General features: G+C 66.9%; 27 protein-coding genes. 22 read left to right on the top strand and 5 right to left on the bottom strand.

Annotation, left to right across the window (positions count from 1 at the left end; genetic code table 11):
* Window positions 1-12: 12 nt before the first annotated feature.
* A complete protein-coding gene (locus tag AC3A4Z_RS14295; RefSeq protein WP_498712270.1) occupies window positions 13-765 on the bottom strand; it encodes a DUF429 domain-containing protein in 753 nt (250 codons plus the stop codon).
* 137 nt (window positions 766-902) lie between these two features.
* On the opposite strand from AC3A4Z_RS14295, the gene AC3A4Z_RS14290 reads away from it, so the two are divergent.
* Window positions 903-1,730, top strand: coding sequence for an alpha/beta fold hydrolase (locus tag AC3A4Z_RS14290; RefSeq protein ID WP_498712268.1), 828 nt, complete (start codon window positions 903-905; stop codon window positions 1,728-1,730).
* Between the two features lie 9 nt (window positions 1,731-1,739).
* Here the strand turns inward: AC3A4Z_RS14290 and AC3A4Z_RS14285 are convergent, their stop codons facing one another.
* Complete coding sequence (locus tag AC3A4Z_RS14285) at window positions 1,740-3,068, bottom strand: carboxylesterase family protein (protein WP_498712266.1); 1,329 nt, start codon at window positions 3,066-3,068, stop codon at window positions 1,740-1,742.
* A 197-nt stretch (window positions 3,069-3,265) separates the two neighbouring features.
* Window positions 3,266-3,754 (bottom strand): inorganic diphosphatase, encoded by a 489-nt coding sequence (locus AC3A4Z_RS14280; RefSeq protein ID WP_018762663.1) that lies wholly within the window; start codon window positions 3,752-3,754, stop codon window positions 3,266-3,268.
* A gap of 154 nt (window positions 3,755-3,908) precedes the next feature.
* On the opposite strand from AC3A4Z_RS14280, the gene dacB reads away from it, so the two are divergent.
* From dacB to AC3A4Z_RS14190, 18 genes are all read left to right on the top strand, one after another.
* Window positions 3,909-5,420, top strand: coding sequence for a D-alanyl-D-alanine carboxypeptidase/D-alanyl-D-alanine endopeptidase (gene dacB, locus AC3A4Z_RS14275; protein WP_498712264.1), 1,512 nt, complete (start codon window positions 3,909-3,911; stop codon window positions 5,418-5,420).
* A 235-nt stretch (window positions 5,421-5,655) separates the two neighbouring features.
* Window positions 5,656-6,789 carry a zinc-dependent metalloprotease gene (locus tag AC3A4Z_RS14270; RefSeq protein WP_498712262.1) on the top strand — a complete coding sequence of 378 codons (1,134 nt, stop codon included), beginning with the start codon at window positions 5,656-5,658 and terminating at the stop codon, window positions 6,787-6,789.
* Between the two features lie 101 nt (window positions 6,790-6,890).
* Entirely contained in the window at window positions 6,891-7,961 is a 1,071-nt protein-coding gene (gene tilS, locus AC3A4Z_RS14265) for a tRNA lysidine(34) synthetase TilS (RefSeq protein WP_498712417.1), read from the top strand.
* A gap of 31 nt (window positions 7,962-7,992) precedes the next feature.
* On the top strand, window positions 7,993-8,544 hold the full coding sequence (gene hpt / locus AC3A4Z_RS14260; protein ID WP_018770260.1) for a hypoxanthine phosphoribosyltransferase: 552 nt from the start codon (window positions 7,993-7,995) through the stop codon (window positions 8,542-8,544).
* A 17-nt stretch (window positions 8,545-8,561) separates the two neighbouring features.
* Window positions 8,562-9,611 carry a LacI family DNA-binding transcriptional regulator gene (locus tag AC3A4Z_RS14255; protein WP_498712259.1) on the top strand — a complete coding sequence of 350 codons (1,050 nt, stop codon included), beginning with the start codon at window positions 8,562-8,564 and terminating at the stop codon, window positions 9,609-9,611.
* Window positions 9,612-9,782: 171 nt separating this feature from the next.
* Entirely contained in the window at window positions 9,783-11,846 is a 2,064-nt protein-coding gene (gene ftsH, locus AC3A4Z_RS14250; RefSeq protein ID WP_493971163.1) for an ATP-dependent zinc metalloprotease FtsH, read from the top strand.
* A 10-nt stretch (window positions 11,847-11,856) separates the two neighbouring features.
* Window positions 11,857-12,501: a GTP cyclohydrolase I FolE gene (gene folE, locus AC3A4Z_RS14245; RefSeq protein ID WP_050056741.1), complete on the top strand. Its 645-nt coding sequence runs from the start codon at window positions 11,857-11,859 to the stop codon at window positions 12,499-12,501.
* Window positions 12,502-12,511: 10 nt separating this feature from the next.
* Window positions 12,512-13,432: a dihydropteroate synthase gene (gene folP, locus AC3A4Z_RS14240; protein WP_498712257.1), complete on the top strand. Its 921-nt coding sequence runs from the start codon at window positions 12,512-12,514 to the stop codon at window positions 13,430-13,432.
* Between the two features lie 7 nt (window positions 13,433-13,439).
* Complete coding sequence (folB, locus tag AC3A4Z_RS14235; RefSeq protein ID WP_498712256.1) at window positions 13,440-13,841, top strand: dihydroneopterin aldolase; 402 nt, start codon at window positions 13,440-13,442, stop codon at window positions 13,839-13,841.
* On the top strand, window positions 13,838-14,383 hold the full coding sequence (gene folK / locus AC3A4Z_RS14230) for a 2-amino-4-hydroxy-6-hydroxymethyldihydropteridine diphosphokinase (RefSeq protein ID WP_498712254.1): 546 nt from the start codon (window positions 13,838-13,840) through the stop codon (window positions 14,381-14,383). The genes folB and folK overlap by 4 nt, the downstream gene beginning before the upstream one ends.
* Window positions 14,380-14,928, top strand: coding sequence for a DUF3180 domain-containing protein (locus AC3A4Z_RS14225; protein WP_050056737.1), 549 nt, complete (start codon window positions 14,380-14,382; stop codon window positions 14,926-14,928). Before folK ends, AC3A4Z_RS14225 begins: the two co-directional genes overlap by 4 nt.
* On the top strand, window positions 14,909-15,421 hold the full coding sequence (locus AC3A4Z_RS14220; protein WP_498712253.1) for a PH domain-containing protein: 513 nt from the start codon (window positions 14,909-14,911) through the stop codon (window positions 15,419-15,421). The genes AC3A4Z_RS14225 and AC3A4Z_RS14220 overlap by 20 nt, the downstream gene beginning before the upstream one ends.
* Before the next feature lie 56 nt (window positions 15,422-15,477).
* A complete protein-coding gene (locus AC3A4Z_RS14215; RefSeq protein WP_498712416.1) occupies window positions 15,478-17,073 on the top strand; it encodes a PH domain-containing protein in 1,596 nt (531 codons plus the stop codon).
* Complete coding sequence (locus AC3A4Z_RS14210) at window positions 17,066-17,959, top strand: Rossmann-like and DUF2520 domain-containing protein (RefSeq protein WP_498712251.1); 894 nt, start codon at window positions 17,066-17,068, stop codon at window positions 17,957-17,959. The genes AC3A4Z_RS14215 and AC3A4Z_RS14210 overlap by 8 nt, the downstream gene beginning before the upstream one ends.
* Window positions 17,960-17,961: 2 nt before the next feature.
* Window positions 17,962-18,885 (top strand): 4-phosphopantoate--beta-alanine ligase, encoded by a 924-nt coding sequence (locus AC3A4Z_RS14205; protein WP_498712249.1) that lies wholly within the window; start codon window positions 17,962-17,964, stop codon window positions 18,883-18,885.
* A gap of 373 nt (window positions 18,886-19,258) precedes the next feature.
* Window positions 19,259-19,531 carry a hypothetical protein gene (locus AC3A4Z_RS14200; RefSeq protein ID WP_498712247.1) on the top strand — a complete coding sequence of 91 codons (273 nt, stop codon included), beginning with the start codon at window positions 19,259-19,261 and terminating at the stop codon, window positions 19,529-19,531.
* Window positions 19,532-19,639: 108 nt separating this feature from the next.
* Window positions 19,640-20,338, top strand: a complete 699-nt coding sequence (locus AC3A4Z_RS14195) for a GAF and ANTAR domain-containing protein (protein ID WP_498712245.1) — start codon at window positions 19,640-19,642, stop codon at window positions 20,336-20,338.
* Between the two features lie 9 nt (window positions 20,339-20,347).
* Entirely contained in the window at window positions 20,348-21,058 is a 711-nt protein-coding gene (locus tag AC3A4Z_RS14190; protein WP_498712243.1) for an ANTAR domain-containing protein, read from the top strand.
* A 27-nt stretch (window positions 21,059-21,085) separates the two neighbouring features.
* Here AC3A4Z_RS14190 and AC3A4Z_RS14185 read toward each other — a convergent pair whose 3' ends face one another.
* Window positions 21,086-21,349, bottom strand: coding sequence for a hypothetical protein (locus AC3A4Z_RS14185; protein ID WP_498712241.1), 264 nt, complete (start codon window positions 21,347-21,349; stop codon window positions 21,086-21,088).
* A 126-nt stretch (window positions 21,350-21,475) separates the two neighbouring features.
* Between AC3A4Z_RS14185 and AC3A4Z_RS14180 the strand changes: the two genes are divergently transcribed.
* From AC3A4Z_RS14180 to AC3A4Z_RS14170, 3 genes are all read left to right on the top strand, one after another.
* Window positions 21,476-22,147 carry a TetR/AcrR family transcriptional regulator gene (locus AC3A4Z_RS14180; RefSeq protein ID WP_498712239.1) on the top strand — a complete coding sequence of 224 codons (672 nt, stop codon included), beginning with the start codon at window positions 21,476-21,478 and terminating at the stop codon, window positions 22,145-22,147.
* Window positions 22,148-22,306: 159 nt separating this feature from the next.
* Complete coding sequence (locus AC3A4Z_RS14175) at window positions 22,307-22,873, top strand: type 1 glutamine amidotransferase domain-containing protein (RefSeq protein WP_498712238.1); 567 nt, start codon at window positions 22,307-22,309, stop codon at window positions 22,871-22,873.
* 129 nt (window positions 22,874-23,002) lie between these two features.
* The gene (locus tag AC3A4Z_RS14170) at window positions 23,003-24,478 is read left to right on the top strand and encodes a DHA2 family efflux MFS transporter permease subunit (RefSeq protein ID WP_498712236.1); all 1,476 of its coding nucleotides are present in this window, start codon (window positions 23,003-23,005) and stop codon (window positions 24,476-24,478) included.
* Window positions 24,479-24,546: 68 nt separating this feature from the next.
* Here AC3A4Z_RS14170 and AC3A4Z_RS14165 read toward each other — a convergent pair whose 3' ends face one another.
* Entirely contained in the window at window positions 24,547-25,383 is an 837-nt protein-coding gene (locus AC3A4Z_RS14165; protein ID WP_498712234.1) for an alpha/beta fold hydrolase, read from the bottom strand.
* Between the last annotated feature and the right edge of the window lie 5 nt (window positions 25,384-25,388).

The following is a 25,388-nucleotide window of genomic DNA, read 5'->3' as shown; positions in this document are numbered from 1 at the left end:
TGGACAAAAACTCTACGTGGTGAGGGCCGCGAGGCCGCTGGAGGGCAGGTGGATCCAGCCTTCCTTGCGGGCCGCTGCCGCATGGTCATCGTCAGGCCGTAGGGTCAGTCCGACGGCGGCCGCACGGGCGGTGAGGGCAGCGACGACGGCGTCGAACAGGTCGTCCGAGCCGGCCAGCCGGTCCTCCTGGCCGGCTAAGTCCAGCCATGGCGCCTGCCCATGCAGGCTTCCGAGCAGCACCGACAGGCGTTCGGATTCCGTGGTGCCGCGTCCTTTGTAGCCGCGGGCGCCGAGACCCCAGAGCTTCAGCGAGGCGGCAGGGTAGACCTCGGCCAGTCTGCCGGAGCCGTCCCTTGGCTGGGGACCGTGGAGTGCGGCGATTTTCGCCTGGATCACGGCGCAGCGCATGGCCGGGTGCGCCAGCCGGTCCGCCGAGACACTGAGCGGGATCAGGCCGGTCCGGGCGGTGACAAAGCGGTCCGTGTCCCGGTAAGCCAGCAGGCGCCGGCCCTCAATGCCGTCGTACGCCAGGACGGGGCCGCCGTCGAACTCCAGATGCCCGGTGAGGAACGGGATCAGCGCCTGCGGCCAGCCGACGGGGCAATCAATGCCCGTCATGTCGGTGGCTCCGAACAACTCGACGATGTCCTGGTCAGCCACATCGAGTGCGAGGTGGACCAGCCGCGCGGAGCCCTGGCCCCATTCGATCACCGCCACCGCCGTCTTTTTGGTGGCCGCGGCAAGGTCCACTCCGAGCGTTCTCACGGAACCAGACTCTACCTCCGGCGGCACCCCCGGCGGCCCTGTTCCTGTTCTGGACACCGGATGACTCCGGGCCCTGATTCTGGAACTCTGGTGTGTAGCCGGCCGCCCGGCAGGCCACGCCCGAAAGGACCAGCCCCATGCCCTGGCTCGATGTGCTCGGCAACGACATCCACTACACGGACTCCGGCCGGGGCCAGCCACTGGTGCTGCTGCACGGCCATGCTTCCGCGGCAGCCTGCTGGGAGCCGATCACCGCCGAACTGGATCAGGACTTCCGGGTGTTGACCTACGACACCTACGATCACGGCTGGTCGTCCAACTCCCCGCGGCAGGGCCCGCTGGTGGACCGGGCTGCAGAGCTGGACCGGTTCATCAGCTCAATGGGGCTGGAGAACCCTGTGATCGTGGGGCAATCCATGGGCAGCATGACGGCCCTGCGCTGGGCGGTACGGAATCCCGGCAGTGCCGCAGCACTCGTGGTTTGCGGAATGGGCTGGCCACTGGTGGTGCCGCCGCCCGGGCAGGCAGGCCAGCCCGGGAAATTCGAGGTGTTCAGCTCGCTGGACGACGACGAGAGGATCTGGCTGGGAGTAGGGAACTCCTTCACGGACCGCTGGATCGCCGAGAACCCCAAGGACTATGCCCGCTACATCCGCGTCCGCTCCACTGCTGCCGCCATCGAGGCTGCCCGTTACCCGCGAAGCCTCGAGCAAAGCCAGGGGGAGTTCCTGAGCGCCGATCCGGGGGATGTGGACTGGTTTCAGCAGGGACTGGAATCGATCACCAGCCCGCTGCTGGTGTTGATCGGGGACCAGGAAAGGCCACGGATCCGCCGCGGGGCTGAGCACGTGGCCGCCACGGTGCCCGCTGCCCGCCTCCTGGTGGTCGAGGACGCCGGCCACAACGCCTACTTCCAGCGCCAGGACATCCTGGTGGAGGCCATCCGAAACATCACCGCAGCCTGACCCCCTCCGTCAGGCTGCCTGGTAAGTCAACGCGCCCGGGATCCCGCCCGTCCGGCCGAGGGAGTCTCCCCGCGCGAAAGCCGCCCAGAGGCTTCGGACTTGCCGCCCGACGTCGTCCACGTCCTCCCACTTGGCGCCGGCGATCAGCCCGACACCGTCCCAGGTGTTCCGGTTCCCGAAGAGAAGGGGCAGGTCGATGGTGTGGGCAGCGCCGAACATGTTGCCGGGCGCATGCCAGTGCAGCACGTAGCGGTGGGCTTTTCCGCCTGCGTTGGCGTGACGGCGGGCGAACTTCCTTGCTGCCCGGCCGTACACGGTCTCGGTGACCACCCAGTCAATGGCCCGGACGGCGGCGGTTCCGGCGACCGGAACGCGGGCCAACCGGCTCAGGTACGGGCTGCGGGGCAGGAAAAGCCGCGCCTCTTCGGACGTGTGCCCGATCAGTACCTCTATCCCGGGTGCGGAGCGGTTCCACGCGGCCTCGATGTCCGGTTCCTCCGGCAGGGGCGCGTGTCCGTACTGCGTCCCGAAGGGCATGGCGGCCAGCATTCCGAACTTCCGGGCCACCTGCGTCACGTGGTCCTCCCGCTCCACCACCTCCATGGCCGGAGTGTCTTCGGTAACCGCTTCGGCCGCGATGCCCATCGCATGGTTCATCTTGGCCCTGCCGCGGGAAATGCCCAGCGGCGCACTTTGGATGATGGCCCGCTGGAACAGCTGCGGCGCTTCCGGGGTGGCCATAAGGTGGGCGATGGCATCGCCACCGGCGGACTGCCCGAACGCCGTCACCCGCCCCGGATCGCCGCCGAACGCGGCAATGTTCCGCTGCACCCAGCGGAAGGCCTCAAGCTGGTCCAGCAGGCCCAGGTTTCCGGGCCGGCCTGAATGCGTGGCAAGGAAGCCGAACAGCCCCAGCCGGTAGGTCACCGAGACCACTACCACGCGGTTTTCGGCCACCAGGACTGCCGGATCAAAAATGGCCAGGTCGCCCGAACCCGTGGTGTAGGAACCGCCGTGGATCCACACCATCACCGGCAGCCGCTCGCCGGTGGCAAGGTCGGCCGGCATGGTGATGGAGAGATTCTGGCAGTCTTCACTGCCCGGGAGCTCGCCGTAGCGGGTGCCCAGGACGTCGTCGAGGAACGGCACGGGACCTTGCGGACAAGCGGGGGCCGGGAAAGTGGCCGCAAACGGTTCGGTCCAGACCGGCACAGGAGCGGGAGGCTGGAAGCGTCCGGCCCTGGCATAGGGGATGCCGGTGGCCCGGAGGACGTCCCCGTCGCGCCGGCCGGTGACGGGACCGCAGGGCGGATAGAACGAAGGCTGGGAGTTCACCAACCCACAATGCCACACCTCCCCGGAGAGCCCGGGGGCAGGAACTTAAAAGTCCGACGGCGGGTGCCCGGCTCTTGCGAACAGGGCACCCGCCGTCAGGGTTCCCTGACCGAGCGAAGCGAGGTGAGGGAGACGGTGGATGGGCCCACGCCGTCAGGGTTCCCTGACCGAGCGAAGCGAGGTGAGGGAGACGGTGGGGACTAGTGGCCGGTGGGCACGTAACGCTTGATGGAGGCTTCCAGCTCGGCTTCGGCGGCGGCGCGGTCGCCCCAGCCCTCCGCCTTGACCCACTTGCCAGGCTCCAGGTCCTTGTAGCGGGTGAAGAAGTGCTCGATTTCCTTGATCAGGAACTCGTTGACGTCGCTGACTTCCTGGATGTGGTCGAAGCGGGCATCCACCGGAACGCAGAGGATCTTGGCGTCTCCGCCGCCGTCGTCGGTCATGTTGAAGACGCCGATGGGGCGGGATTCAACGATGACGCCGGGGTGCAGGTCGAAGTCCTGCAGGAGCACCAGTGCGTCCAGCGGGTCGCCGTCTTCGCCGAGGGTGTTTTCGAAGTATCCGTAGTGCGTGGGGTACTGCATGGAGGTGAAGAGGACGCGGTCCAGGCGGACGCGGCCGGTCTCGTGGTCAACTTCGTACTTGACGCGTGATCCCTTGGGGATCTCGATGGTCACGTCATGCTTCATGGAATGCTCCTCGGCAATTGCAGGGGGTTCGCGGCACACTTGACCGCTCACCAAAGGGAGTGTCCGTGCCGCCGACTATTATTGAGGATATAGCGAGAGGCCCTGGAATCAGGAACTTGTGGGGAAATTTCAGGACTTGAGGACCAGCACCAGCATGACCAATCCAACTGCCGCGGAGCCGTGGCCTGACCGCATCCGCCGCGGTCTCCGGGGTGCCGTCCCGGCTCTCAAGCGGACCTGGCCCTTCGCTGTTCTGACGGCCCTCCTGCTGGTCCTGATGATCCCCGCAGCACTGCTGGTGGCGCCGGGGTTCGTGGGCCCGGAGGCCCCTGCCCCCGCCCCGCCGCCGCCGGAGTGGCAGCAGGCTCCCGCCACTCTCTCTGCCGCACGTGGGCTTGCCCCGCTGGACGAGTCGGCCGGCATCCCGGCCGCGTCCAGCGTCACCGCTCAGGTGGAGCCGCTGCTGAAGGCCGACGGCGGCGGGAACTTTACGGGGCTGGTGCAGGATGCACTCACCGGGCAGGTCCTCTTTGACCGCGGCGGTTCCGAGAGCCGTGTGCCGGCCTCCAACCTGAAGCTGCTGACCGCGGTGGCGGCCCTGCGCTCGCTTGGCCCGGAGCACCGCTTCACCACGTCCGTGGTGCAAGGCCCGGCTGCCGGTCAGGTGGTGCTGGTGGGCGGCGGCGACGTCCTCCTCGGCGCCGGGGAGTCGAACGCGGACCAGGCGATGGGCCACGCCGGCCTGGCGACGCTGGCTGCGCAAACGGTGGAAGCGCTGAACGCTGCAGGCACATCAGGTGAGATCAAAGTGCTGGTGGACGATTCCCTGTTCACCGGCCCGGCCCTTAACCCCGCCTGGGAAAGCGGGGACGTTGCTGCGGGGGAAGTGGCGCCGGTGTACCCGCTGGCGCTGAACTCCGCGCGGTACGATCCCGCCGTCACCACCGGCCCGCGCCCGCAGGATTCGGCCGTTAGGGTGGCGGAGGAATTTGCGGCCCGGCTGCGGGCGGCGGGCGCGGCAGCGGGACTGACTGTGGCACCCGCCGTCGAACGTTCCCCCCGTTCCGCACCAACAGGCGGGGAGCCGGGGGAGCGGGCGGTCCTCGCGGAGGCACAGTCAGCCACGGTGGCCGAGCAGGTGGACCTGATGCTGCAGGCCTCGGACAACTACCTTGCCGAAGTTTTGGGACGGATGGCTTCGGTGGCGGCGGGTGGTCCCGGGAGCAACGACGGCGCCACGGCTGCCGTCCGCGCGCAGCTCACCGGCGCCGGAATCGACGTGGACGGCATCAGGCTCGTGGATGTGTGCGGACTCGCTATGGGCAACCAGGTGTCAGCCCGCCACTTCACTGAAGTCGTGCGCGCCATTGCCGCCGGCACTGATAACCGGCTGCGAGCGGCGCTGGACGGCTTCCCCGTGGCAGGCCTCACCGGTACGTTGGACACGCGCTACGGTGAAGACTCAACCGCCCGCGGCGCAGGGCTGGTCCGCGCCAAGACCGGCACACTGAACACGGTGCTGGCGCTCAGCGGCTACGTGGTGGACGCCGACGGCCGCCTCCTGGTCTTCTCCTTCATCGGCAACGGGCTCACGCCCGGCGCCGCCGGCAACAAGGTGGCGCTGGACCGGGCCGCCACGGCGCTTGCGGGCTGCGGCTGCAGGTAGCGCGCCCCTCCGCAGGAGCGGCCCCGCCCCGCTCAATTGTTGCTGCCCGGCGCCGTTTATGCGGGCCCGGGCCGTCCGTGTGGGGGAGGGCTCCTGCTTCCACTCTGCGCCGGCCGGATAAGCACCCGCTTTGGTATTCCTGTGCGCGGGCTGTGGGTGTTGGAGGACGCTGTGGGGGTTCGCCGGTGAGCGAACTTAAGGACTATCCCCAGCCTGCTGTGTTCTGATGGGACCTATGGAGTCCACTGCAGGTGAGTCGTCAGCACAAACGTTGTCCAGCCAGGCCTCGTCCCTGATCAACTGGGACCTGGCCGCCTCCACGGCGGCGCGGCTGACCCCGGCCGGTCCGGTCCTGAACCAGGCCGCCATCGGCGACGCCGTGGACAGCCTGCGCCGGCTCGCCGACGCCTCGGTGGAGCACGTCCACGAGATCACGGGGCTGGAAGCGGCACGGGATCTACGGGATTCCACCGTGCTGGTGGTGGACCGCGCCTCCTGGGCCAAGGCCAACACCCAAAGCTTCGCCGTGATGCTGAAGCCCGCCATGGAAAAGATGCTCGAAAGCCGGCGCGGTTCGCTCAGCCCGGCCGCCGCCAGTGTCAGTGGCGCGATCACCGGCAGCCAGCTGGGTGCTGTCCTCGCTTTCCTGTCCAGCAAGGTCCTGGGCCAATACGATCCGTTCGCGGCGCTCGCGGAGGGTTCCAATGCGCCCCCCGGCGGCAGGCTCCTGCTCGTGGCCCCGAACATCGTCTCCGTGGAGCGGGAGCTGAACGTTACCCCGGAGGATTTCCGCCTCTGGGTCTGCCTGCACGAGCAGACCCACCGGGTCCAGTTTGCCGCAGCCCCCTGGCTGCGGCACCACATGCTGCAGCAGATCGACGAACTCAGCGTGCACCTGCTGGGCAACGTCGACTCGCTGATGGAGCGCGCCACGGCCGCTGCCCGCTCGTTGAAGGACCGTACCGGCAACGGGAACACACCCGGCCGCGGCGCCATCCTGGACCTGCTGCAGGATCCGGAGGAGAAGGCCGCCATCTCGCACCTCACCGCCGTGATGAGCCTTCTCGAAGGCCACGCCAACGTGGTGATGGACGCGGTGGACGCCAGCATCGTGCCGTCGGTCAAGACCATCCGGCAGCGGTTCAACGACCGCGGCAAGGACCGGGGCATCATCGAAAAGTTCATCCGCAGCCTGCTGGGCCTGGACGCCAAGATGCGCCAGTATTCCGACGGCGCGCGGTTCGTGCGTGCAGTGGTGGATGTCGCCGGAATGGAAGGCTTCAACAGGGTGTGGGAGTCCGCCGACCACCTGCCCACCGAGCCCGAGATCCACGATGCCAAGCTGTGGCTTGAGCGGATGGGACTCTGATTAACACCGCTCCCCAGCCAGCGCAGCCCAGCGAACCATCCCGGCACAGCGGACGACGGCGGCCCGGGCGGCTTGCGCCCGTCGTGGGCACTGCGCGCAGGATGCTGCAGGACGCCCTGGCCCAGGCCGGCTACCCCCGGCACCTCCTGGTGGCCTGCAGCGGTGGACCGGACTCCCTCGCCCTGGCAGCAGTGGCCGCCTACTTCGCCCGCCGCGGCCACGTTGACGGCCACCCCATCACGGTGGGTGCCGCGGTGGTGGACCACCAGCTGCAAGAAGGTTCCGCCAAGGTGGCGGCCGAAACAGCCCGGGTCCTGGAGGAACTGGGCCTCGCCCCCGTGGAGATCCGGACTGTGACAGTGGCTACCGCCGGAACAGGCCCCGAAGCCGCCGCACGCGATGCGCGGCACGCAGCGCTGGAGGCGGCCGCCGCGAACCAGGGCGCGGACGCCATCCTGCTCGGACACACCCTGGACGACCAGGCCGAACAGGTGCTCCTGGGCCTGGCCCGGGGTTCGGGAACCCGTTCACTTGCCGGGATGAGGCCTGCCCGCGGCAAGCTGCTGCGGCCCTTCCTCGGACTCCGCCGGGCGGACACGGAAGAGATCTGCGCCGTCGAGGAGCTGGACCCGTGGCACGATCCCACCAACTCCGATCCGGCCTTCGCCCGTTCGCGCACCCGTGTGGAAGTCCTGCCGCACCTTGAGGAGAAGCTGGGGCCCGGCGTCGCGGAATCCCTGGCCCGGACAGCCGCCATCCTGCAGCTGGACGCCGACTACCTCGAGGATGTGGCGGAAAGCACCTTCGCTTCGCTCGTGGAGCGGAACGGCCGTGAACTGAGCCTTCCGGAGGATGCGTTGCGAACCCTGGCACCCGCCATCAGGTTCCGCGTGATCGCCAAGGCAGCGGCCGACGTCGGAGGGCAGCAGCCCAGCTACCAGCGCCTTTTGGCCGCGGAAGCGCTGCTGCGGCGGCAGGGGTCCGCAGGTCCGGTCGAGCTGCCCGGCGGCGTGAGCGTGTACCGTCTCTCGCTCGCCCAGCTGGCGCAGCCGTCCGGGCCGGGGAAGGGTGCATCGGATGCGGGCCCGCCCGACGCCGGCACTCCCGTTCCCCGCGGAGGCGCACGCTGTGGGAAGCTAGTATTCCGGCCTCAAAAACCGCCCGCAAAATAGTCGCACCCCCGCATCTACACAGGAGCCATTGGTGGATTCAAACGACGTCCAGGCAGACCTCAAGCACGTTCTCTACACCAAGGAGCAGATCCAGCAGCGGATCACCGAGCTCGCTGCGCAGATCGACAAGGACTACGAGGGCCGCGAGATCCTCCTGGTGGGCGTCCTCAAGGGTGCCGTGATGGTGATGGCCGACCTCGCCCGGGCACTCCACAGCCACATCTCGATGGACTGGATGGCTGTTTCCTCCTACGGCTCCGGCACCCAGTCCTCGGGTGTTGTCCGCATCCTGAAGGACCTGGATACGGACCTGATGGGCAAGGACGTGCTGATCGTCGAGGACATCATTGACTCCGGCCTCACCCTGTCCTGGCTGAAGACCAACCTGGAATCCCGCGGCACCGCGTCCGTGGAAATCTGCACCGCATTCCGCAAGCCGACGGCCGCGAAGGTGGAGATCGATGTCAAGTACGTCGGTTACGACATCCCGAACGAGTTCGTGGTGGGCTACGGCCTGGATTACGCCGAGAAGTACCGCAACCTGGACTTCGTGGGCACCCTCGCGCCGCACGTCTACGAGTAGGCTGCGCCGCCCCGGACTTGCGTAAAAACATTGGCATCAAGGACGTGGCCCTGGCCGCCGGAGTGTCTGTCACCACGGTCTCCCATGTCCTGAACGATGTTGCCTACGCGCGCGTCAGCGCCGAAACGCGGGACAAGGTCCGCTCCGCGGCCGTGGAACTGGGCTACGGTCCCAACCGCCTGGCCCAGGCCCTGCGGAGCAAACGCACCGGCATGCTGGGCCTGGTCAGCGAGGACATCGCCACCACGCCGCACGCCGGCCGCATCCTTTTGGGCGCCGATGACGCCGCCAGGGCACGCGGCTACACCCTGATGGTCATCAACACGTCGGTTGCCGCGGGCGCGGCGTCCCGCGAAGCGGACGTGGACGCGCTCCTTGAGCGGCAGGTGGACGGCATCCTCTACGCCACCATGTACCACCGGGTGGTGGAGGCACCGCCCAACCTGGGGAAGGTTCCGGCCGTCCTCGTTGACGCGGTCAGTGAAGGCGGCGGCTTCACCTCCGTGGTCCCGGACGAGTACGGCGGCGCACGGACCGCCGTCGAAACCCTGCTCGCCGCGGGCCACGTCCGCATCGGGTTCCTCAACAACACCGAGGATGAGCCCTCCACCCGCGAGCGGCTCCGCGGCTTCCGCGAAACACTCCACGGAGCAGGGCTCGACGGCGGCGCGGCACCTGTGGAGGCAGCTTCGTCTGATTCGCGGGGCGGCTACGAGGCTGCGCGCCGCATGCTTGAAGGTGACCACCCGCCGTCGGCCTTGTTCTGCTACAACGACCGCATGGCCATGGGAGCATACCGGGCAGCCGCCGAGCTGGGCCTGAACATTCCCGCGGACCTGTCCGTGGTGGGTTTTGACGACCAGGAGCTGATCGCTGCCAACCTGCACCCCGGGCTGACCACCATTGCCCTGCCACACTATGAGATGGGCGCCTGGGCCGCGCAACGGCTGATAGACACGGTTGAGGGGACGCAACTGCCGGACGCTGCCGTGCCTGAGCCGGTCCTGCTTGACTGCCCTCTGGTGACCCGCAATTCCGTGGCCCAGCCCCGGTACCAGGCCCCCTGACCTGCGCTGCGGCGGTGCCGCCGGCCGCTACGCCCACAGGGAACTTTTGCCCGACACCATGCGTGATCTACTCCGGACGGTGTATAGCTAGAAGCTGACGCAGCACCATCACGCGCGCAGAGTACTCGCCGTGCAGCACTACCAGGAGGGACGGGGCCAGCCCCCGAACAGATGAAAGCTAAGAACTTCTTCAAGGGCCCGGGCATCTGGATCGTCGTTGTGATCGGGATGCTCCTGGTGGCCTTTGCAACGCTCGCTCCCGGCGGTGCAGCCCGGATCGACACTGACAAGGGCCTCGAACTGCTCTCCGGCGACAAGGTGGAGCAGGCAAAGATATTCGACGGCGAAAACCGTGTTGACCTGGTGCTGAAGGACAACCTCCAGCTGGACGGGCAGGACAAGGGCAAGAGCGTCCAGTTCTTCTTTGTGGACGCCCGCGCCCAGGACGTGGTTAAAGCAGTCACCGACGCCAAGCCGGCCGAGGGCTACACGGACCAGCCGATCGAAAGCAACTGGTTCTCCGGACTGCTCTCGCTGCTGATCCCGGTCATCCTGCTCGGTGCCCTGTTCTGGTTCCTGATGACCCGGATGCAGGGCGGCGGCTCCAAGATCATGCAGTTCGGCAAGTCCAAGGCCAAAATGGTCAGCAAGGACATGCCGCAGGTGACGTTCGCTGACGTGGCCGGCTCCGACGAGGCTGTGGAGGAACTGCAGGAGATCAAGGAATTCCTGCAGGAACCGGCCAAGTTCCAGGCTGTTGGTGCCAAGATCCCCAAGGGCGTGCTGCTGTACGGCCCTCCGGGTACCGGTAAGACCCTGCTGGCCCGCGCGGTCGCCGGTGAGGCCGGCGTCCCCTTCTTCTCCATCTCCGGCTCGGACTTCGTTGAGATGTTCGTCGGCGTGGGCGCCTCCCGCGTCCGCGACCTCTTCGAACAGGCCAAGGCCAACTCGCCCGCCATTATCTTCGTGGACGAGATCGACGCCGTCGGCCGCCATCGCGGTGCCGGCATCGGCGGCGGCAACGACGAACGCGAGCAGACCCTCAACCAGCTGCTGGTGGAGATGGACGGCTTCGACGTCAAGACCAACGTCATCCTCATCGCCGCCACGAACCGCCCGGACGTCCTGGACCCCGCGCTGCTGCGCCCCGGCCGCTTCGACCGCCAGATCGGCGTGGACGCCCCGGACATGATCGGCCGCGACCAGATCCTGCAGGTACATGCCAAGGGCAAGCCGATGGCTCCCGGCGTCGACCTCAAGGCCGTGGCCAAGAAGACCCCCGGCTACACCGGTGCAGACCTCGCCAACGTCCTGAACGAGGCGGCCCTGCTCACCGCCCGCTCCAACGCGAACCTGATTGATGACCGCGCCCTGGACGAGGCCATCGACCGCGTCATGGCCGGCCCGCAGAAGCGCAGCCGCGTCATGAAGGAACACGAGCGCAAAATCACCGCATACCACGAAGGCGGCCACGCCCTCGTGGCGGCTGCACTGCGGAACTCGGCCCCGGTCACCAAGATCACCATCCTTCCCCGCGGCCGCGCCCTCGGGTACACCATGGTGGTCCCGGACAACGACAAGTACTCCGTGACCCGCAACGAACTCCTGGACCAGATGGCCTACGCCATGGGTGGCCGCGTCGCCGAGGAAATCGTCTTCCACGATCCGTCCACCGGCGCCTCCAATGACATCGAAAAGGCCACCGGCACCGCCCGGAAGATGGTCACCGAGTACGGCATGAGCGAACGCGTCGGCGCCGTCCGGCTGGGCCAGGGCGGCGGCGAGCCGTTCCTGGGCCGCGACGCCGGGCACGAGCGCAACTACTCGGACCAGATCGCCTACGTGGTGGACGAGGAAGTGCGCCGGCTGATCGACCAGGCCCATGACGAGGCCTACGCCATCCTCACCGAGAACCGCGACGTCCTGGACCGGCTGGCCCTCGAACTGCTGGAGCGCGAAACGCTGAACCAGGCCGAAATCGCCGACATCTTCCGTGACATCCGCAAGCGCGACTTCCGCGAGGTGTGGCTGTCAAAGGAGACCCGTCCGGTGCAGAAGGCCGGTCCGGTGGAGTCCCGCCGGGAGCAGGCTGAACGTGAAGCCCAGGAGGAAGCCAAGCAGGCCCGCCTGGACGAGCCGCTGGACGCCCAGCCGCCGCATCCGCAGGGTGTTCCGGAAGACGCCCCGTTCCAGGGAGGCATCCCCGACTCGGGGCCTGACGCCCTTCGCGGCTAAGCTTTCTTACGTGACCCACTTCGACGACGACGACGTTCCCGCCTCCGCCGGCTACCCGGCGGAGGGCGGCGCCCACCATTCAAAGCACCAGAAGGTGGACCGGCCCCGTATTGAGGCTGCCGTCCGCGAGATCCTTCTGGCCATCGGAGAAGACCCGGACCGCGGCGGCCTCGTGGACACCCCCAAGCGGGTGGCCAAAGCCTACGCCGAGGTGTTTGCCGGACTTCACCACGACCCCGCCGACGTCCTGTCCACCACCTTCGACCTGGACCATGAGGAACTGGTGCTGGTCAAGGACATCCCCTTCTACTCCACCTGCGAGCACCACCTGGTGCCGTTCCACGGTGTGGCCCACGTGGGCTACATTCCCTCGCATGAGGGCAAAGTGACCGGGCTGAGCAAGCTGGCCCGGCTCGTGGATATCTACGCCCGCCGTCCCCAGGTGCAGGAACGCCTCACCACGGAGATCGTTGAAGCGATGGTCCGCCACCTCAAGCCGCGTGGCGCCATCGTCGTTGTTGAATGCGAACACATGTGCATGTCCATGCGCGGTATCCGCAAGCCCGGAGCAAAGACCGTCACCAGCGCGGTCCGCGGGCAGCTTCATGACCCGGCCACCCGTGCCGAAGCCATGAGCCTCATCCTCGGAAGGTAATCAACAGACCATGGATTCACTCGCTGCAGCGCCGGGAACCGGCCCCGCAACCTCGCCACTGCCCGTCCTGCGCAAACCACGGCCGGCAGCCCGCTTCGAAGACCTGCCCACCGACCGCACGCTGGTCATGGGCATCGTCAACGTCACGCCGGACTCCTTCAGCGACGGCGGCCAGCACGGCACGGCGGACTCCGCCATCGCCGCCGGGTTGCGGATGTTCTATGCGGGAGCGGACATCATCGACGTCGGAGGCGAATCAACCCGCCCCGGCGCAGAGGACGTCAGCCCGGAGGAAGAACAGCGGCGAGTGATTCCGGTGATCGAGGCTTTGGTGAAGGCCGGTGCCCTGGTCAGCATCGATACCATCCACGCCGCTACGGCGGCGGCCGCGCTGCAGGCGGGCGCGGCCATCATCAACGACGTTTCCGGGCTCACCATGGAACCCGAAATGGCCGAGCTCGCCGCGTCATCCAAGGTCCCTTACATCCTCACGCACCGCCGCGGCGACGCCCGCACCATGAACTCGCTGGCCGAGTACAAGGACGTTGCCGGCGAAGTGGTGGCCGAGCTGGCCGGAGTGCGGGACAAGCTTTACGCCGCCGGTGTCAGCCCGGAGCAGATCATCATCGACCCGGGCCTGGGCTTCGCCAAGAACGATGCCCAGAACTGGGAACTCCTGCAGAACCTGGACCAGCTGGACAGCCTGGGCCACAAGGTCCTGGTGGGCGCTTCCCGCAAGCGGTTCCTCGGCACCCTCCTGACCGTTGCCGGCAAGACTGCAGCCCCCCAGGAACGTGATGACGCCACCGCAGCCATCACCGCCATCAGCGCCTACCGGGGCGCCTGGGCAGTGCGCGTGCACGACGTCGGCCCCAGCCTGGACGCCGTCAAGGTTGCCGCGCGCATGGCCGCCCCAAGAACCAGCCAGTAGGCCAGCCATGGACAGGATTACGCTGACCGGTGTCACCGCCGTCGGCCATCACGGCGTCTTTGATTTTGAACGCCGCGAGGGCCAGCCCTTTGTGGTGGACGCGGTGCTGTACCTGGACTTTGCCAAGGCCGCGGAATCGGACGACGTCCGGGACACCGCGCACTACGGCGAGGTTGCGCAGCGTATTACTGAATGGATTTCCGGCGAACCGCTGAACCTGATCGAGGCGCTGGCAGTCCGGATCGCGGACAGCCTGCTCAGCGAATTCCGGCTTGAGGCCGTGGATGTCACTGTCCACAAACCGCAGGCGCCCATCGAGGTGCCCTTCGGTGACGTGGCGGTGAGTGTCCACCGGGCCAGGAGCGACCGGGCTAACGGGGAGAGACCAGCGCAGGGGGAAGCCGCATGAACTCCGGGTATTCCAAGGTGGTGCTGGCCCTGGGCAGCAACCTTGGTGAGCGTAACGAGACCCTGACCGAGGCCGTCGCGGACCTCGTTGACCCGCCCGAGATCCGCCTTCTCGCGGTTTCTCCCATTGTGCAGACCAAAGCTGTGGGCGGTCCGCCCAACCAGCCGGACTTCCTGAACATGGTCATCACCGCCGAAACCAGCCTTACTCCGGAAGAGTTGCTGGAGCACTGCCAGTCGGTGGAAAACAAGCACCACCGCGTGCGGGAGGTGCGCTGGGGGCCGCGGACCCTCGACGTCGACATCATTACTTACGGCGACCTGCGCAGCGATGACCCTGTCCTCACCCTGCCGCATCCCCGCGCCGCTACCCGCGCCTTCGTCCTGTACCCCTGGTCGTTGATCGAGCCCGCTGCCACGCTGAACAGCGAACGCATCAGCGCCCTTGCAACCCGCGCTGATGATTTCGGTGACCTCTCCCTGTTCGATGGCTTCGGCGACTACGACGGCCTGCCCACGGCAGGAGCTGTGGAGGAGCGATGAAACCCCTCAATCCGCTGCGCCTGATGCTGATCTGCGTCATCCTGGCCGTGGCGGGCTGGTCGGCCACGGTGGTGACCAGCCGCTACGGCATGGCCACTCCCGTGCTGCCGGCCACGGCGCTGGCCACGATGGGCGTGATTGTGGCCATCACCCTGATCCTGGGCATCAGGATCCTGCGGTGGCGCAACAGCAACAAACCCAACAGCACCAAGAAAAAGACCCTGCTCGATCCGTTGCTCGCGGCCCGGACCCTGGTGCTCGCGCAGGCCTGCGCCTATGCGGGCACCGTCCTGCTGGGCTGGCATGTGGGAATCTTCCTGGACCAGCTGCGGATCTGGAGCCTGCGCAGCAACCAGGGCATTACCTGGCTGGCGCTGGCCATGGCGGGCGGCGGCCTGGCGATGATCGTGGTTGGCTTCCTGGTGGAGCGGTTCTGCCGGATCCCGCCGGAGGACGGCGAGACCAACGGGGCGGACGGAAAGCCGGGCCGCCCGGTGCGCGGTGAAGCCACGGGGGAAGGCGAATATGCATACCGAGGCGATTGACCCGCCGGGAATCATCTGGCAGCGGGTGTCACCCAAATACGTCACGGTCCGGCTGGTGGAGTGGGCGCTGGCGAACCTCATCACGGTGTTCCTGCTGTCCCTGCCGCTGGTGTTTGTCCTCCTGAAGGTGTGGAAATGGCCGCCGTTGTGGCTGGCCATCGCCGTCCCGTCCGCCGCGCTGGTGCTGGCCTTGTGGCGGCTGGTGCTGATCCCGCGCCAGGTCCGGGCCATCGGGTACGCCGAACGGGACGAGGACCTGCTGATCCGGACCGGCATCTTCTTCCAGCGCACCATGGCCGTTCCTTACGGCCGCATGCAGTACGTGGACATCGGCGTCGGGCCGGTGGAACGCGGGCTGGGCCTGTGCACCTTGAAACTTCATACCGCTTCACCGGGCACCCGCGCGCACATCCCCGGGTTGCCCGCAGCCGAAGGCGCACGGCTCCGTGAACAACTTGCGGCCCGCGGCGAAGCCAGGCTGGCTGGACTGTGACCGCAGAGGGACCGCGTCCGGAGCCTGAGGCTCCCACCACCGCCCCTAACGCTCCCATCACTGGCCCTGGTGTTCCAGACGCCCCGCCCCATGCTGTCCCAGGCGCCACGGCCGACGGCGAGTGGCTGCGGGTGCACCCGGCGTCGCCTTTTGTGCGCGGCTGGGTGGCCCTGGCAGCGATCGGGTTCTTCGTCGGCCGGGACGTTTTTGAGCGTGCCCTCCAGGGCCGGCCCATCCTGGAGGACCAGTTTGCCGGCCGCGCGCCCTGGCTGCTGGCCGCGGGCGGCATCATGCTGCTCATCGCGGTGCTGGGGTTCATCCTCACCTGGTACTTCACCAAGTACCAGGTGTCCGGAGGCTACGTCCGGGTCAACACGGGCTTCATTTTCCGGCAGCAGCGCCAGGCACGGCTGGACCGGGTGCAGGCCATCGACATTGTGCAGCCGCTGCTGGCCCGGATCTTCGGGCTGGCCGAGCTTAAGTTCGAGGTGGCCGATGCGGGGGAATCCGCCGTACGCCTTGCCTATCTCTCAATGGACGATGCCCGCCAGCTCCGCGCCACCATCCTGGCGCGTGCGGCCGGTGTGGCCGTGGACCCGTCCCGCCCCGACGGCCCGGCACCCGAGGCGCCGGAGTATCCGGTATTAGCGGTGCCGCCGTCGCGCCTTATCGGTTCGCTGCTGCTCAGCGAGCAAAGCGTTTTTGTGGTGCTGGGCGGCGCGGCTTCCGTGCTTCTCTCCGCGGTCACGGACAACCGCAGTTTCTACTTCTACCTGATTCCAGCCGCCCTTGCCCTGGCGGCAAGCTACTGGAACCTGTTCAACAAGGGCTATAACTTCACCGCCGCGATCTCGCCGGACGGCATCCGGCTGCGCTACGGGCTGCTGGACACCCAGGCGCAGACGCTTCCGCCGGGCCGGATCCAGGCGCTGAAAGTGGCGCAGCCCCCATTGTGGCGGGCACTGGGCTGGTACCGGATCCAGGTCAACGTGGCCGGCTACGGCGGCGTGGAGAACGCGGCCGAGGGCTCGACGCGGACGACGCTCCTGCCGGTGGGCCGGCTCCAAGATGTGATGGCGGTCCTCGCGCTGGTGCTTCCGGATCCGGGCACGCCGGATCCTGCCGCCGTCTTCGGCGCAGGGCTCCATGGCATGGATTCCGACGGCGGGTTCGTCACCACGCCACGCCGGGCCCGCCTGCTGGCGCCGCTGGGGTGGCGGCGGAACGGGTTTGCCGCCACGGACACCGCGCTGCTGATCCGCTCCGGCCGGTGGTGGCGGGAGCTGGTGCTGGTGCCGCACCAGCGGACCCAGTCCATGGCGCTGCACCAAGGTCCGCTGGCCCGCCGGTTTAAGGTGGCCGACTTCGTGCTGCACACCACTGTGGGGCCGGTTTCGCCGCGGCACCAGCAGGCCGGAGTGGAGCAGGCCGTCGCGCTTTTTGACGCCCAGTCCGCCCGCGCGCGGCTGGCCAGGAAACGGCAGACCACTGAACAATGGCTGGCGCAGGTGGCCCCGGACATCGCACCCGGCGATGGCGGCCAGGTAATGCCCGGGCCTGTCGAAGGGCTCCCGCCGCTGGTTGAACCCCAGCGGCTGGTTGAGCCGCACCAAACTCCCGTCCCCACGCAGAAAGGCCAGCAGCATGGCTAAGCCCGGACGCCTCGGCGTCGGAATCATCGGTGCGGGTAAGGTGGGCGCCGTACTCGGCGCGGCCCTGCGCGCGGCCGAACATGCCGTCGTCGGGGTTTCAGCTGTTTCCGAAGCAAGCCGGGAACGTGCCGAGACGCTACTTCCCGGCGTTCCGGTCCTGGAGGTCCAGGACATCGTGGAGCGGGCGGAACTGGTGCTGCTGGCAGTGCCCGATGACGCCCTGCCCGGCCTGGTGGATGGACTGGCGAAACTAGGGGCCTGGCAGCCCGGCCAGCTGGTTGCGCACACGTCGGGCCGGTTCGGTGTGGGGGTGCTGCGTCCGGTGCGCGCGGCCGGAGCCGTCCCCCTGGCCCTGCATCCTGCGATGACTTTCACCGGGATGAGCCTGGACCTGACCCGCCTGCTGGACTGCACGTTCGGGGTTACCGCCGATGCCGCCATGCTGCCGATTGCGCAGGCGCTGGTGGTGGAGATGGGCGCCGAACCGGTGGTCATCGCAGAAGCGGACCGCACGCTTTACCACGCAGCCCTGGCCCACGGCTCCAACCATCTGGTGACCCTTGTGGCGCAGGCCTCGCAGCTGCTGAGTGATGTTGGCGTGGACATGCCCGAGCGGATGCTGGGTCCGTTGTTGCGGGCCACCTTGGAGAACGCACTGGCGTCGGGGGAGTCCGCCCTGACCGGACCGGTGGCGCGGGGCGACGTCGGAACTGTGAAGGCCCACGCGGAGGCCTTGCGGGAGTTCGACGGCGGCCGGCAGGGCGATGTGCTGGCCGCCTACCTTGCGATGGCGCGCGCCACAGCCCTCCGCGCCGAGGGGCGCGGGCTGCTGAAACCTGACCAGCTGGGGGAACTGCGTAAGGCCCTGGAACCGGAGGAAGACTGAAGATGCCCATCAAACTCGTCACCACTGTTGCTGATCTGCATGCCCAGAGCGCCAGGCTCCTCACCGCGAAAAACGGAACGTCGCAGGGACTGGTTCCAACCATGGGCGCACTCCACGAGGGGCATGGCGCCTTGGCCCGGACCGCCGTCGAGCAGAACGACGTCGTCGTGGCCACCATCTTCGTCAACCCGCTGCAGTTCGGTGACGCCACGGACTTGGACCGCTATCCCCGGACGCTGGATGCTGACCTCGCTTTGCTGGAAGCGCAAGGCGTGGACCTGGTTTTTGCCCCGTCCGTGGAGGAGGTGTATCCCGGTGGGGAACCGCTGGTGCGGATCACCTCCGGAAGGCTCGGCGAGAAGTGGGAAGGAGCCTCCCGTCCCGGCCACTTTGACGGCGCGCTGACGGTGGTGGCCAAGCTGCTGCACTACGGAATCCCGGGGGCCGGTCTGCCCCGTGGTAACGGCGCACATGGTGACGGTGGCCTGCCGTCGTACCGTGCCTACTTCGGACAGAAGGATGCGCAGCAACTGGCGCTGGTCCGGCGGATGGTGGCGGACCTGAACTTCCCGGTGGACATTGTGGGGGTGCCCACTGTCCGGTCAGCCGACGGGCTGGCGCTCTCCAGCCGCAACCGGTTCCTGGCCGACGACGAACGCGAGGCTGCGCTGGTACTGTCGCGGGCGCTGCGGCTGCTTGAGGAGCGGGCCCAGGCGAGGCAGCCGCTGGACCTTGAGTCGGCGCAGTCGATGGTGGAGTCCCAGCCACTGGTGGCTTTGGACTATTTCGATGTGGTGGATCCGGACACCCTGGAACCGCTGGCGGAGAACTGCCGGGAGACCCCGTTCCGGGGTGAGGCCTTGGCGCTCATCGCTGCCAAAGTGGGGCCGGTGCGGCTGATCGACAATCTGCCCCTGCGGTCATAACCGGCGGGCCGCCGACACACTTTGGCCGTGGGCGCAGGCTGCCAAACGGCCCGGGTCCCTGTTGGGCCGGCCGCCATTCCGGTATGCTCGAAGTGTTGCCCCAGACCCTGGCATCGCCCCATTTCGGCGACCAGGAGGACCAATCATCTGCGCAGGCACCTCACCCTTCATTTCCGGTTCGGCCTTCGGACATTGCGCTGGCCGGCCGTCCACCATTCGGCGCAGCCACTTGCGGGCATGCAACGGGCACGACTGCCGTTTCCATTTTTCCCTGTGGCTGACCTGCCACCCCCAGTACAGGAGCAGATTCCGATGATCAGCCCAACCAAAGACCCCATCCCTGCCGGAGACTTCGATGTCTGCAAGGCATGACATGGCTGTGTCCGTCCCCATCCCCAGCCCCAATCACGGACACGCAGCATCGGGCTGGTATCCCGTAACGTCCACCATGAGCCCTATAGGGATGCAGGCGCTGGAGATCATCAACTCCATCCTTGATGATCCTTCTCCCGGGCTTGCCGACGTCAAGCTGCGGCTGCGTGGGTGCCTGGCCAAACACCCCAGGCACCCCGAGCAGGCGCTGCGTGACCATCTGCTGGAGACGTCCAGGCGGGCAAATTCGAAATCCGGTCCTCAACTTGTGTAAATGTACTGGTCAGGGACGGTGAGTATCCTTAGGTGACGACACGCCGTTCCGGTTCAGCCAGTAGCCGGCTCTGCGCCAGCGGACAGAATCAGGGATCAGGGGCTCACTATGGATGTTGCACCTGGGCTGGCAGCGGGAGAAGAAGACCTTTGCCGCCCCTATCTCGAGAAACTGCCCGTTACCGGCGCCGCCATTTCCCTGTTCGGCGGGGCCACGGCTGAAACATTGGTGTGCGCCAGCGACGCCCTGGCTGCCCGCCTTGACGAACTGCAGTTCAGCTTGGGCGAAGGACCCCGTTGGCGTGCGGTCCGGACCCGGCTGCCTGTACTCATCCCGGATGCCCGGTCCGCACCGCACCCGGACTGGCCCATGTTCCACAGGGCCATCAGCGGCACAGACGCAGCTGCGCTGTTTGTCTTCCCGCTGACAGTCGGCGCCGCGGACCTCGGCGTAGTGGAGCTCTATCACTCCGTGCCGGGAGCACTGAGCAGGACAGAGCAGTCAACAGCGGCTATGCTCGCCGCCCAGACCTCGTGGTACCTCCTGCGAAAGATCCTCACCATCAGCCCGCCGGATACCGATACACCCCTGGACCCGGTCCTCATGTCGCGCCGTGAAATCCATCAAGCCACGGGGATGGTCCTTGCCCAATCCGGAGCCAGTGCCGCAGACGCGCTGCTGATGCTCCGTGCTTATGCCTTCGCCCACGACCTCACCCTGAGGGAGACAGCCGACGCAGTGATCGAAGGCCGGATAAGCTTCGAGTCTGGCCCCCAAAACGGCCCTGCGGCCAGGCCCCTGAAGTAAAATAGCGCCATGGCAACGACTACCCGCGCGGAGCGCGTCAGCGCGGCGTTCGTGAAACTCACGGATACTCTGGTTGCGGACTATGACGTTCTGGACCTGCTCCACACCCTGGTCGAGGAGTCCGTGGGGCTCCTCGATGTCGCGGCTGCGGGCTTGGTGCTGGCCGACCCGAACGGGGAACTTCAGGTTTTAGCGTCAACGAGCGAGGAAAGCCAGCTCGTGGAAGTCCTGCAGTTGCGGGCGGGGGAAGGCCCATGCGTCGAGTGCTATGCCTCCGGTCTCGTTGTCGAGGAGGGTGACATCCAAACCCTGAACCGGTGGCCGGATTTCAAAGCCGCCGCGTTGTCCCAGGGCTTCCGTTCCGTGCACGCGGTGCCCATGCGCATCCACGGCCGGACTATCGGCGCGATGGGGCTTTTTGGATCCAACCCCGGATCCCTGACGGAAGAGGATTCCGCCATAGGACAGGCGCTGGCGGACGTTGCCACGATCAGCCTGATGCACGAACGCACCATCAGGGAAGCGGTCCTCGTCAACGAGCAGCTGCAGCGGGCGCTGAACAGCCGGGTGTTGATTGAACAGGCAAAGGGAGTCATCGCGCACACGTCCGGGGTGGACATGAACGAGGCATTCAGGCTGCTGCGGGACCACGCACGTGCCCACAACGAAGGACTCCATGAGACAGCCGGGCGAATTGTGGACCGGAGCCTTACCCTGTAGCCGGGCCTGCCCGATCAGGGCTTGGCTTCAAGCCAGGAGGTCCCGGTTATAGACCAACTGCTCCAGCAGTGCCTGCTCCGGTTCCCCCGGATGCCGTGCGACACAGCGGCGCATCCTTGCCCTTGTAAGTTCCTCGCCGGGTGTCTTGCTGCAGAGCACTTCGTCGATGATTTCCTGCGCCTGCCACCGGAGCGACTCGACGGCGAGCTGGCGAATTTCGGCAGGAGTATCGCTGGACATCCAGGGATCAGGGTCCGGGGGGACACTCTGGAAGATCCGCTCTGCTGACATCGGGGCCTCCTTGCACCAAACCGAAGTGGCCGGGGCCCTGCGGCGTCGTAAGCACTGCTCTTGAATAAACACTACAGCGGGGAAGACCGGTCTGTCTTCCCTGGCGGCGAGTAAACTGGAGAGGCCATGTATCCAGAAGCGGAACTTCCACCGACCCCGGCGGACCTTGATTCATCAGCCACGTCCCCCGCGCCGGCTCCTTCACCCATGGTCACCGGACCAGCTTTGCCGGAGGGCGGTGCCGCCAAATCCGTCGCCAGGATCATGTCTGTGGCCTATGAACTTTTCTCCCGCCGCGGAGTGCGGGATGTTGGTGTGAACGAGCTGATCGAGCGGTCCGGGGTAGCCAAGGCAACCTTTTACCGGCACTTCCCGTCCAAGGACTCGCTGGTCCTGGCTTTTCTTGAACAGCGGGACAGGCAATGGACCGTGGACGCCATCGTTTCGGAGGCGCGCCGGAGGGGGGAGACCCCTACGGAGCAACTGCTGGCCATCTTCGACGTCTTCGGGGACTGGTTCGTGCGCGAGGATTTCGAAGCCTGTTCCTTCATTAACGTCCTGCTGGAGATGGGGCCCGCCCATCCGCTCGGCCAGGCGAGCATCGACTACCTCGCCAAGATCCGTGGACACGTGCAGGCCCTGGCCGAAGAAGCCGGGCTTCAGCGGCCTGGGGAATTTGCCCGGTCCTGGCACATCCTCATGAAGGGCTCGATCATTTCTGCCACCGAAGGCGACACGCGGGCAGCCGAAAGGGCCCAGCAGATGGCCGGCTGGCTGATTGAGCACCACCGACAGTGACTCCCTGCTCCACGCGCGCTGGTTGCCGCGGCCAAGGTAGTCAGCTTGCTTATTACTTTCGGCCTTCCTAGGCTGGAGACTGTCAGGCAAACAACTCACTAAGCGGCCCCCGCGCGCCACAGGTGACGTGAGGGGATCCGCCTCAAGCGAGGAGGAAAAATGTCAGAACAGAGCATCGCAGGCAAGAAGGTTGCATTCCTGCTGACGGACGGCGTGGAGCAGATCGAGCTGACCAGCCCCTGGCAGGCGGTCAAGGAAGCCGGTGGCCAGCCCACCCTCGTGGCGCCCAAGAGCGGAAAGCTGCAGGGTTTCGAGGGCACGGAAAAGGGCGACACCTTCGACGTCGACCTCACCGTGGCAGAGGCGAACGCCTCTGACTTCGACGCCCTGGTCCTGCCCGGCGGAGTCGTTAACGCCGACCACCTCCGGGTGGACAAGGACGCGCAGGCCTTCGCCAGAAGCTTCTTTGAACAGCACAAGCCTGTGGCGTCCATCTGCCATGGACCCTGGCTGCTGATCGAGGCCGGCGTGCTGCGCGGACGGAACGTCACCTCCTACCACACGCTCCAGACGGACCTGAAGAATGCCGGCGCCAACTGGACCGACGAGGAAGTGGTGGTGGACCAGGGCCTGGTGACCAGCCGCAACCCGGATGACCTTCCGGCGTTCAACAGCAAGCTGGTCGAGGAGATTTCCGAAGGCCAGCACGCCGGCCAGACGGCCTAGAAGCACCCATTGTTCCCTCAGGGTTAAAGAAAAAATACCGTACGGAGGAATTACTCCAGCCGGTAGAGTGTTGGAGTCTGCAGCGACGCTGATCGCGCACCTTTCAAACAACTCCCTGAGGGAACACCCATGTCTACCGAAGTCTCTCCAAACGCGAGCGGCAAGTCTGTCCAAACCGAAGGAACCAAGCCCGCTGCGCCGGAGAAGATGTCCCGCGAATCGGTAACAGTCATCAGCACGCTGCTGGTGGCGACGTTTGTGGTGATCCTCAACGAGACCATCATGAACGTCGCCCTGCAGCGGCTTATGGTGGACCTCCAGGTGGATGCCCCCACGGTCCAGTGGCTCTCCACCGGGTTCATGCTCACCATGGCCGTGGTCATTCCCACCACCGGGTTCATCCTGCAGACCCTGTCCACCCGCGCCGTGTTTATGCTCGCGATGGGACTTTTCGCCGGCGGTACCGCTCTCGCCGCAGTGGCGCCCGGCTTCGAAATCCTGCTGCTGGCGCGCATCGTCCAGGCCGGCGGCACCGCGATCATGCTGCCCCTGCTGATGACCACCATCCTCACGCTGGTCCCCATGGCCAAGCGCGGCGCCGTGATGGGCAACGTCAGCATCGCGATCTCCGTGGCACCGGCCATGGGCCCCACCGTTTCAGGGTTGATCCTTGAGCACTTCACCTGGCGCTTTATGTTCGTCTTCGTCCTCCCGGTGGCACTCGCGGCCCTCGCCATCGGTGCCAAGTACTTGACCAACGTTGGCGAGACGGAAAAGGCCAAGCTCGATGCCCTTTCGGTCATCCTCACCGTCCCCGCCTTCGGCGGCCTGGTCTACGGCCTCAGCCAGATCGGCGGCGGCCATGGCGGCCAGGCCGGCCCGGGTGTTGCGGCTATCGCCGCACTGGTCATCGGCGTCGCCAGCCTCACCGTCTTTGTCCTCCGCCAGCTTCGCCTGCAGAAGGGCGATGCTCCGCTGCTGGACCTTCGCGCATTCAACTTCCGCATGTTCACCGTCTCGGTCCTGCTGATGGTGGTGGCCATGATGGCGCTGTTCGGCGGCGTTATCCTGCTGCCGCTGTACCTTCAGGAAATCCGCGGGCTCGGCTCCCTTGAGACAGGCCTCGCGCTGCTTCCGGGCGGCCTGGCCATGGGCCTGCTGGGCCCGGTCATCGGCCGGCTCTTCGACAAGGTAGGGCCGCTGCCCCTCACCGTCACAGGTTCAGTCCTGATGGTCGTGACGCTGTGGCAGTTCTCAATGCTCGACGCCGGCACGCCCGTCTGGTGGATCGTCACCTTGCACGTGGGGCTGAGTTTCGGACTTGCGCTGCTGTTCACACCGGCGTTCACTACCGGCCTGAACCCGCTTCCGCCGCACCTCTACTCCCACGGCTCCGCGATCATGAGCACCACGCAGCAGGTGGCCGGTGCCGCCGGTACGGCGCTGCTGGTGTCCATCTTCGCTGTGGTTTCCGCGTCGTCGGGCCTCGTCGCGGGGATGAGCGCCGCCTTCCTGACGGCAACTGTCATCGCCTTCGCCGCCGTCGTACTCTCCGCCATGATGCGCAAGACCGAAGGTGCCCGGCCGGGCCACGGCGGGCACTAAACCAATCAGGTAGCGCCAAGTCTCGTTTTGGAGCATCAAAACGACGCTTGGCGCTACCTACCTGGCGGTCAGCCGGCGTAGAAGTCCGCGAGTTCCTTGATCAGCTTGTCCGGGGCCTTGATGACGCCGTCGTGCCCGAAGCCGGGCAGGATGGTGTAGCTGGAGCCGGAGAGCACGTCATGGATCTGGCCGCACGCCACCCCGAAGTAGGCCGGGCTCTTCTCGCCCACCACGATCAGCGTTTCCAGCGGCAGTTCCAGGAACGGCTCGGCCGGCATGTCCGCGGCGATGATCGCCTTGATCTCCCGGACGCCGGTGCGCATCAGCTCGCGCTGCTGCTTACCCTCTGAGGTTCCTGCCGTGAGCTTGTTGGCCAGGGTCAGCATGGAGAGCGGCATGCGGGACGAGAAGGCGCCGCCGGCTTCGAGGCCCCGCTGCAGGACGGCGAGGGCACGGTCATCATCCCCGGCCGCGACGGCGCGCTCGTACTCGGCGGTCCAGTCCGCCTTGACGCTGTGGTTCACGGAGACGGCGGGATCGTAGACGGCGAGCCTTTCCACTGGCAGCGTCCGGGCCGCGTGGAGCGCAACGGCCCCGCCGAAGCTGTGCCCGAAGACGTCCGTACTGGAGGTGTGCTTCATGACCGTATCGAGGTCGCGGATGTCCACGTCCAGTGTGTAATCCTCCGGCTGCGGCGACGACGAGCCCCGGCCGCGGCGGTTGAACGTGTGGACCGGCCGGCCCAGGGCAGCGCTGAGTTTCTGCGCGAACTTGGTGTAATCCGCGGCAGTCACCAGGGACGGCGGGACAACCACCACGCCTGAACCGGCCGAAGTGAGTTCCACGCCGGTGGAAAAGAGCTCCAGAGTGCCGCCGTCGGGGGTCCTGATGTTCTCACGCGTCATGTTCC

The organism is Arthrobacter sp. Soil_C_49, from assembly GCF_057656635.1.
The sequence above is the reverse complement of the archived record's forward strand: the minus strand, read 5'-3'. Positions and strand labels throughout refer to the sequence as shown.

Bases quoted from the DNA above. Each gene is read 5' to 3' on its own strand.
- ftsH (WP_493971163.1), top strand. From the start codon at position 9,783: ATGAAAGCTAAGAACTTCTTCAAGGGCCCGGGCATCTGGATCGTCGTT.
- folK (WP_498712254.1), top strand. From the start codon at position 13,838: ATGAACTCCGGGTATTCCAAGGTGGTGCTGGCCCTGGGCAGCAACCTT.
- AC3A4Z_RS14200 (WP_498712247.1), top strand. From the start codon at position 19,259: ATGGCTGTGTCCGTCCCCATCCCCAGCCCCAATCACGGACACGCAGCA.
- dacB (WP_498712264.1), top strand. From the start codon at position 3,909: ATGACCAATCCAACTGCCGCGGAGCCGTGGCCTGACCGCATCCGCCGC.
- AC3A4Z_RS14180 (WP_498712239.1), top strand. From the start codon at position 21,476: ATGTATCCAGAAGCGGAACTTCCACCGACCCCGGCGGACCTTGATTCA.
- AC3A4Z_RS14280 (WP_018762663.1), bottom strand. From the start codon at position 3,754: ATGAAGCATGACGTGACCATCGAGATCCCCAAGGGATCACGCGTCAAG.
- AC3A4Z_RS14190 (WP_498712243.1), top strand. From the start codon at position 20,348: ATGGCAACGACTACCCGCGCGGAGCGCGTCAGCGCGGCGTTCGTGAAA.
- AC3A4Z_RS14165 (WP_498712234.1), bottom strand. From the start codon at position 25,383: ATGACGCGTGAGAACATCAGGACCCCCGACGGCGGCACTCTGGAGCTC.
- AC3A4Z_RS14225 (WP_050056737.1), top strand. From the start codon at position 14,380: ATGAAACCCCTCAATCCGCTGCGCCTGATGCTGATCTGCGTCATCCTG.
- AC3A4Z_RS14220 (WP_498712253.1), top strand. From the start codon at position 14,909: ATGCATACCGAGGCGATTGACCCGCCGGGAATCATCTGGCAGCGGGTG.
- AC3A4Z_RS14185 (WP_498712241.1), bottom strand. From the start codon at position 21,349: ATGTCAGCAGAGCGGATCTTCCAGAGTGTCCCCCCGGACCCTGATCCC.
- folB (WP_498712256.1), top strand. From the start codon at position 13,440: ATGGACAGGATTACGCTGACCGGTGTCACCGCCGTCGGCCATCACGGC.
- AC3A4Z_RS14210 (WP_498712251.1), top strand. From the start codon at position 17,066: ATGGCTAAGCCCGGACGCCTCGGCGTCGGAATCATCGGTGCGGGTAAG.
- tilS (WP_498712417.1), top strand. From the start codon at position 6,891: ATGCTGCAGGACGCCCTGGCCCAGGCCGGCTACCCCCGGCACCTCCTG.
- AC3A4Z_RS14270 (WP_498712262.1), top strand. From the start codon at position 5,656: ATGGAGTCCACTGCAGGTGAGTCGTCAGCACAAACGTTGTCCAGCCAG.
- AC3A4Z_RS14205 (WP_498712249.1), top strand. From the start codon at position 17,962: ATGCCCATCAAACTCGTCACCACTGTTGCTGATCTGCATGCCCAGAGC.
- AC3A4Z_RS14195 (WP_498712245.1), top strand. From the start codon at position 19,640: ATGGATGTTGCACCTGGGCTGGCAGCGGGAGAAGAAGACCTTTGCCGC.
- folP (WP_498712257.1), top strand. From the start codon at position 12,512: ATGGATTCACTCGCTGCAGCGCCGGGAACCGGCCCCGCAACCTCGCCA.
- AC3A4Z_RS14175 (WP_498712238.1), top strand. From the start codon at position 22,307: ATGTCAGAACAGAGCATCGCAGGCAAGAAGGTTGCATTCCTGCTGACG.
- AC3A4Z_RS14290 (WP_498712268.1), top strand. From the start codon at position 903: ATGCCCTGGCTCGATGTGCTCGGCAACGACATCCACTACACGGACTCC.
- AC3A4Z_RS14170 (WP_498712236.1), top strand. From the start codon at position 23,003: ATGTCTACCGAAGTCTCTCCAAACGCGAGCGGCAAGTCTGTCCAAACC.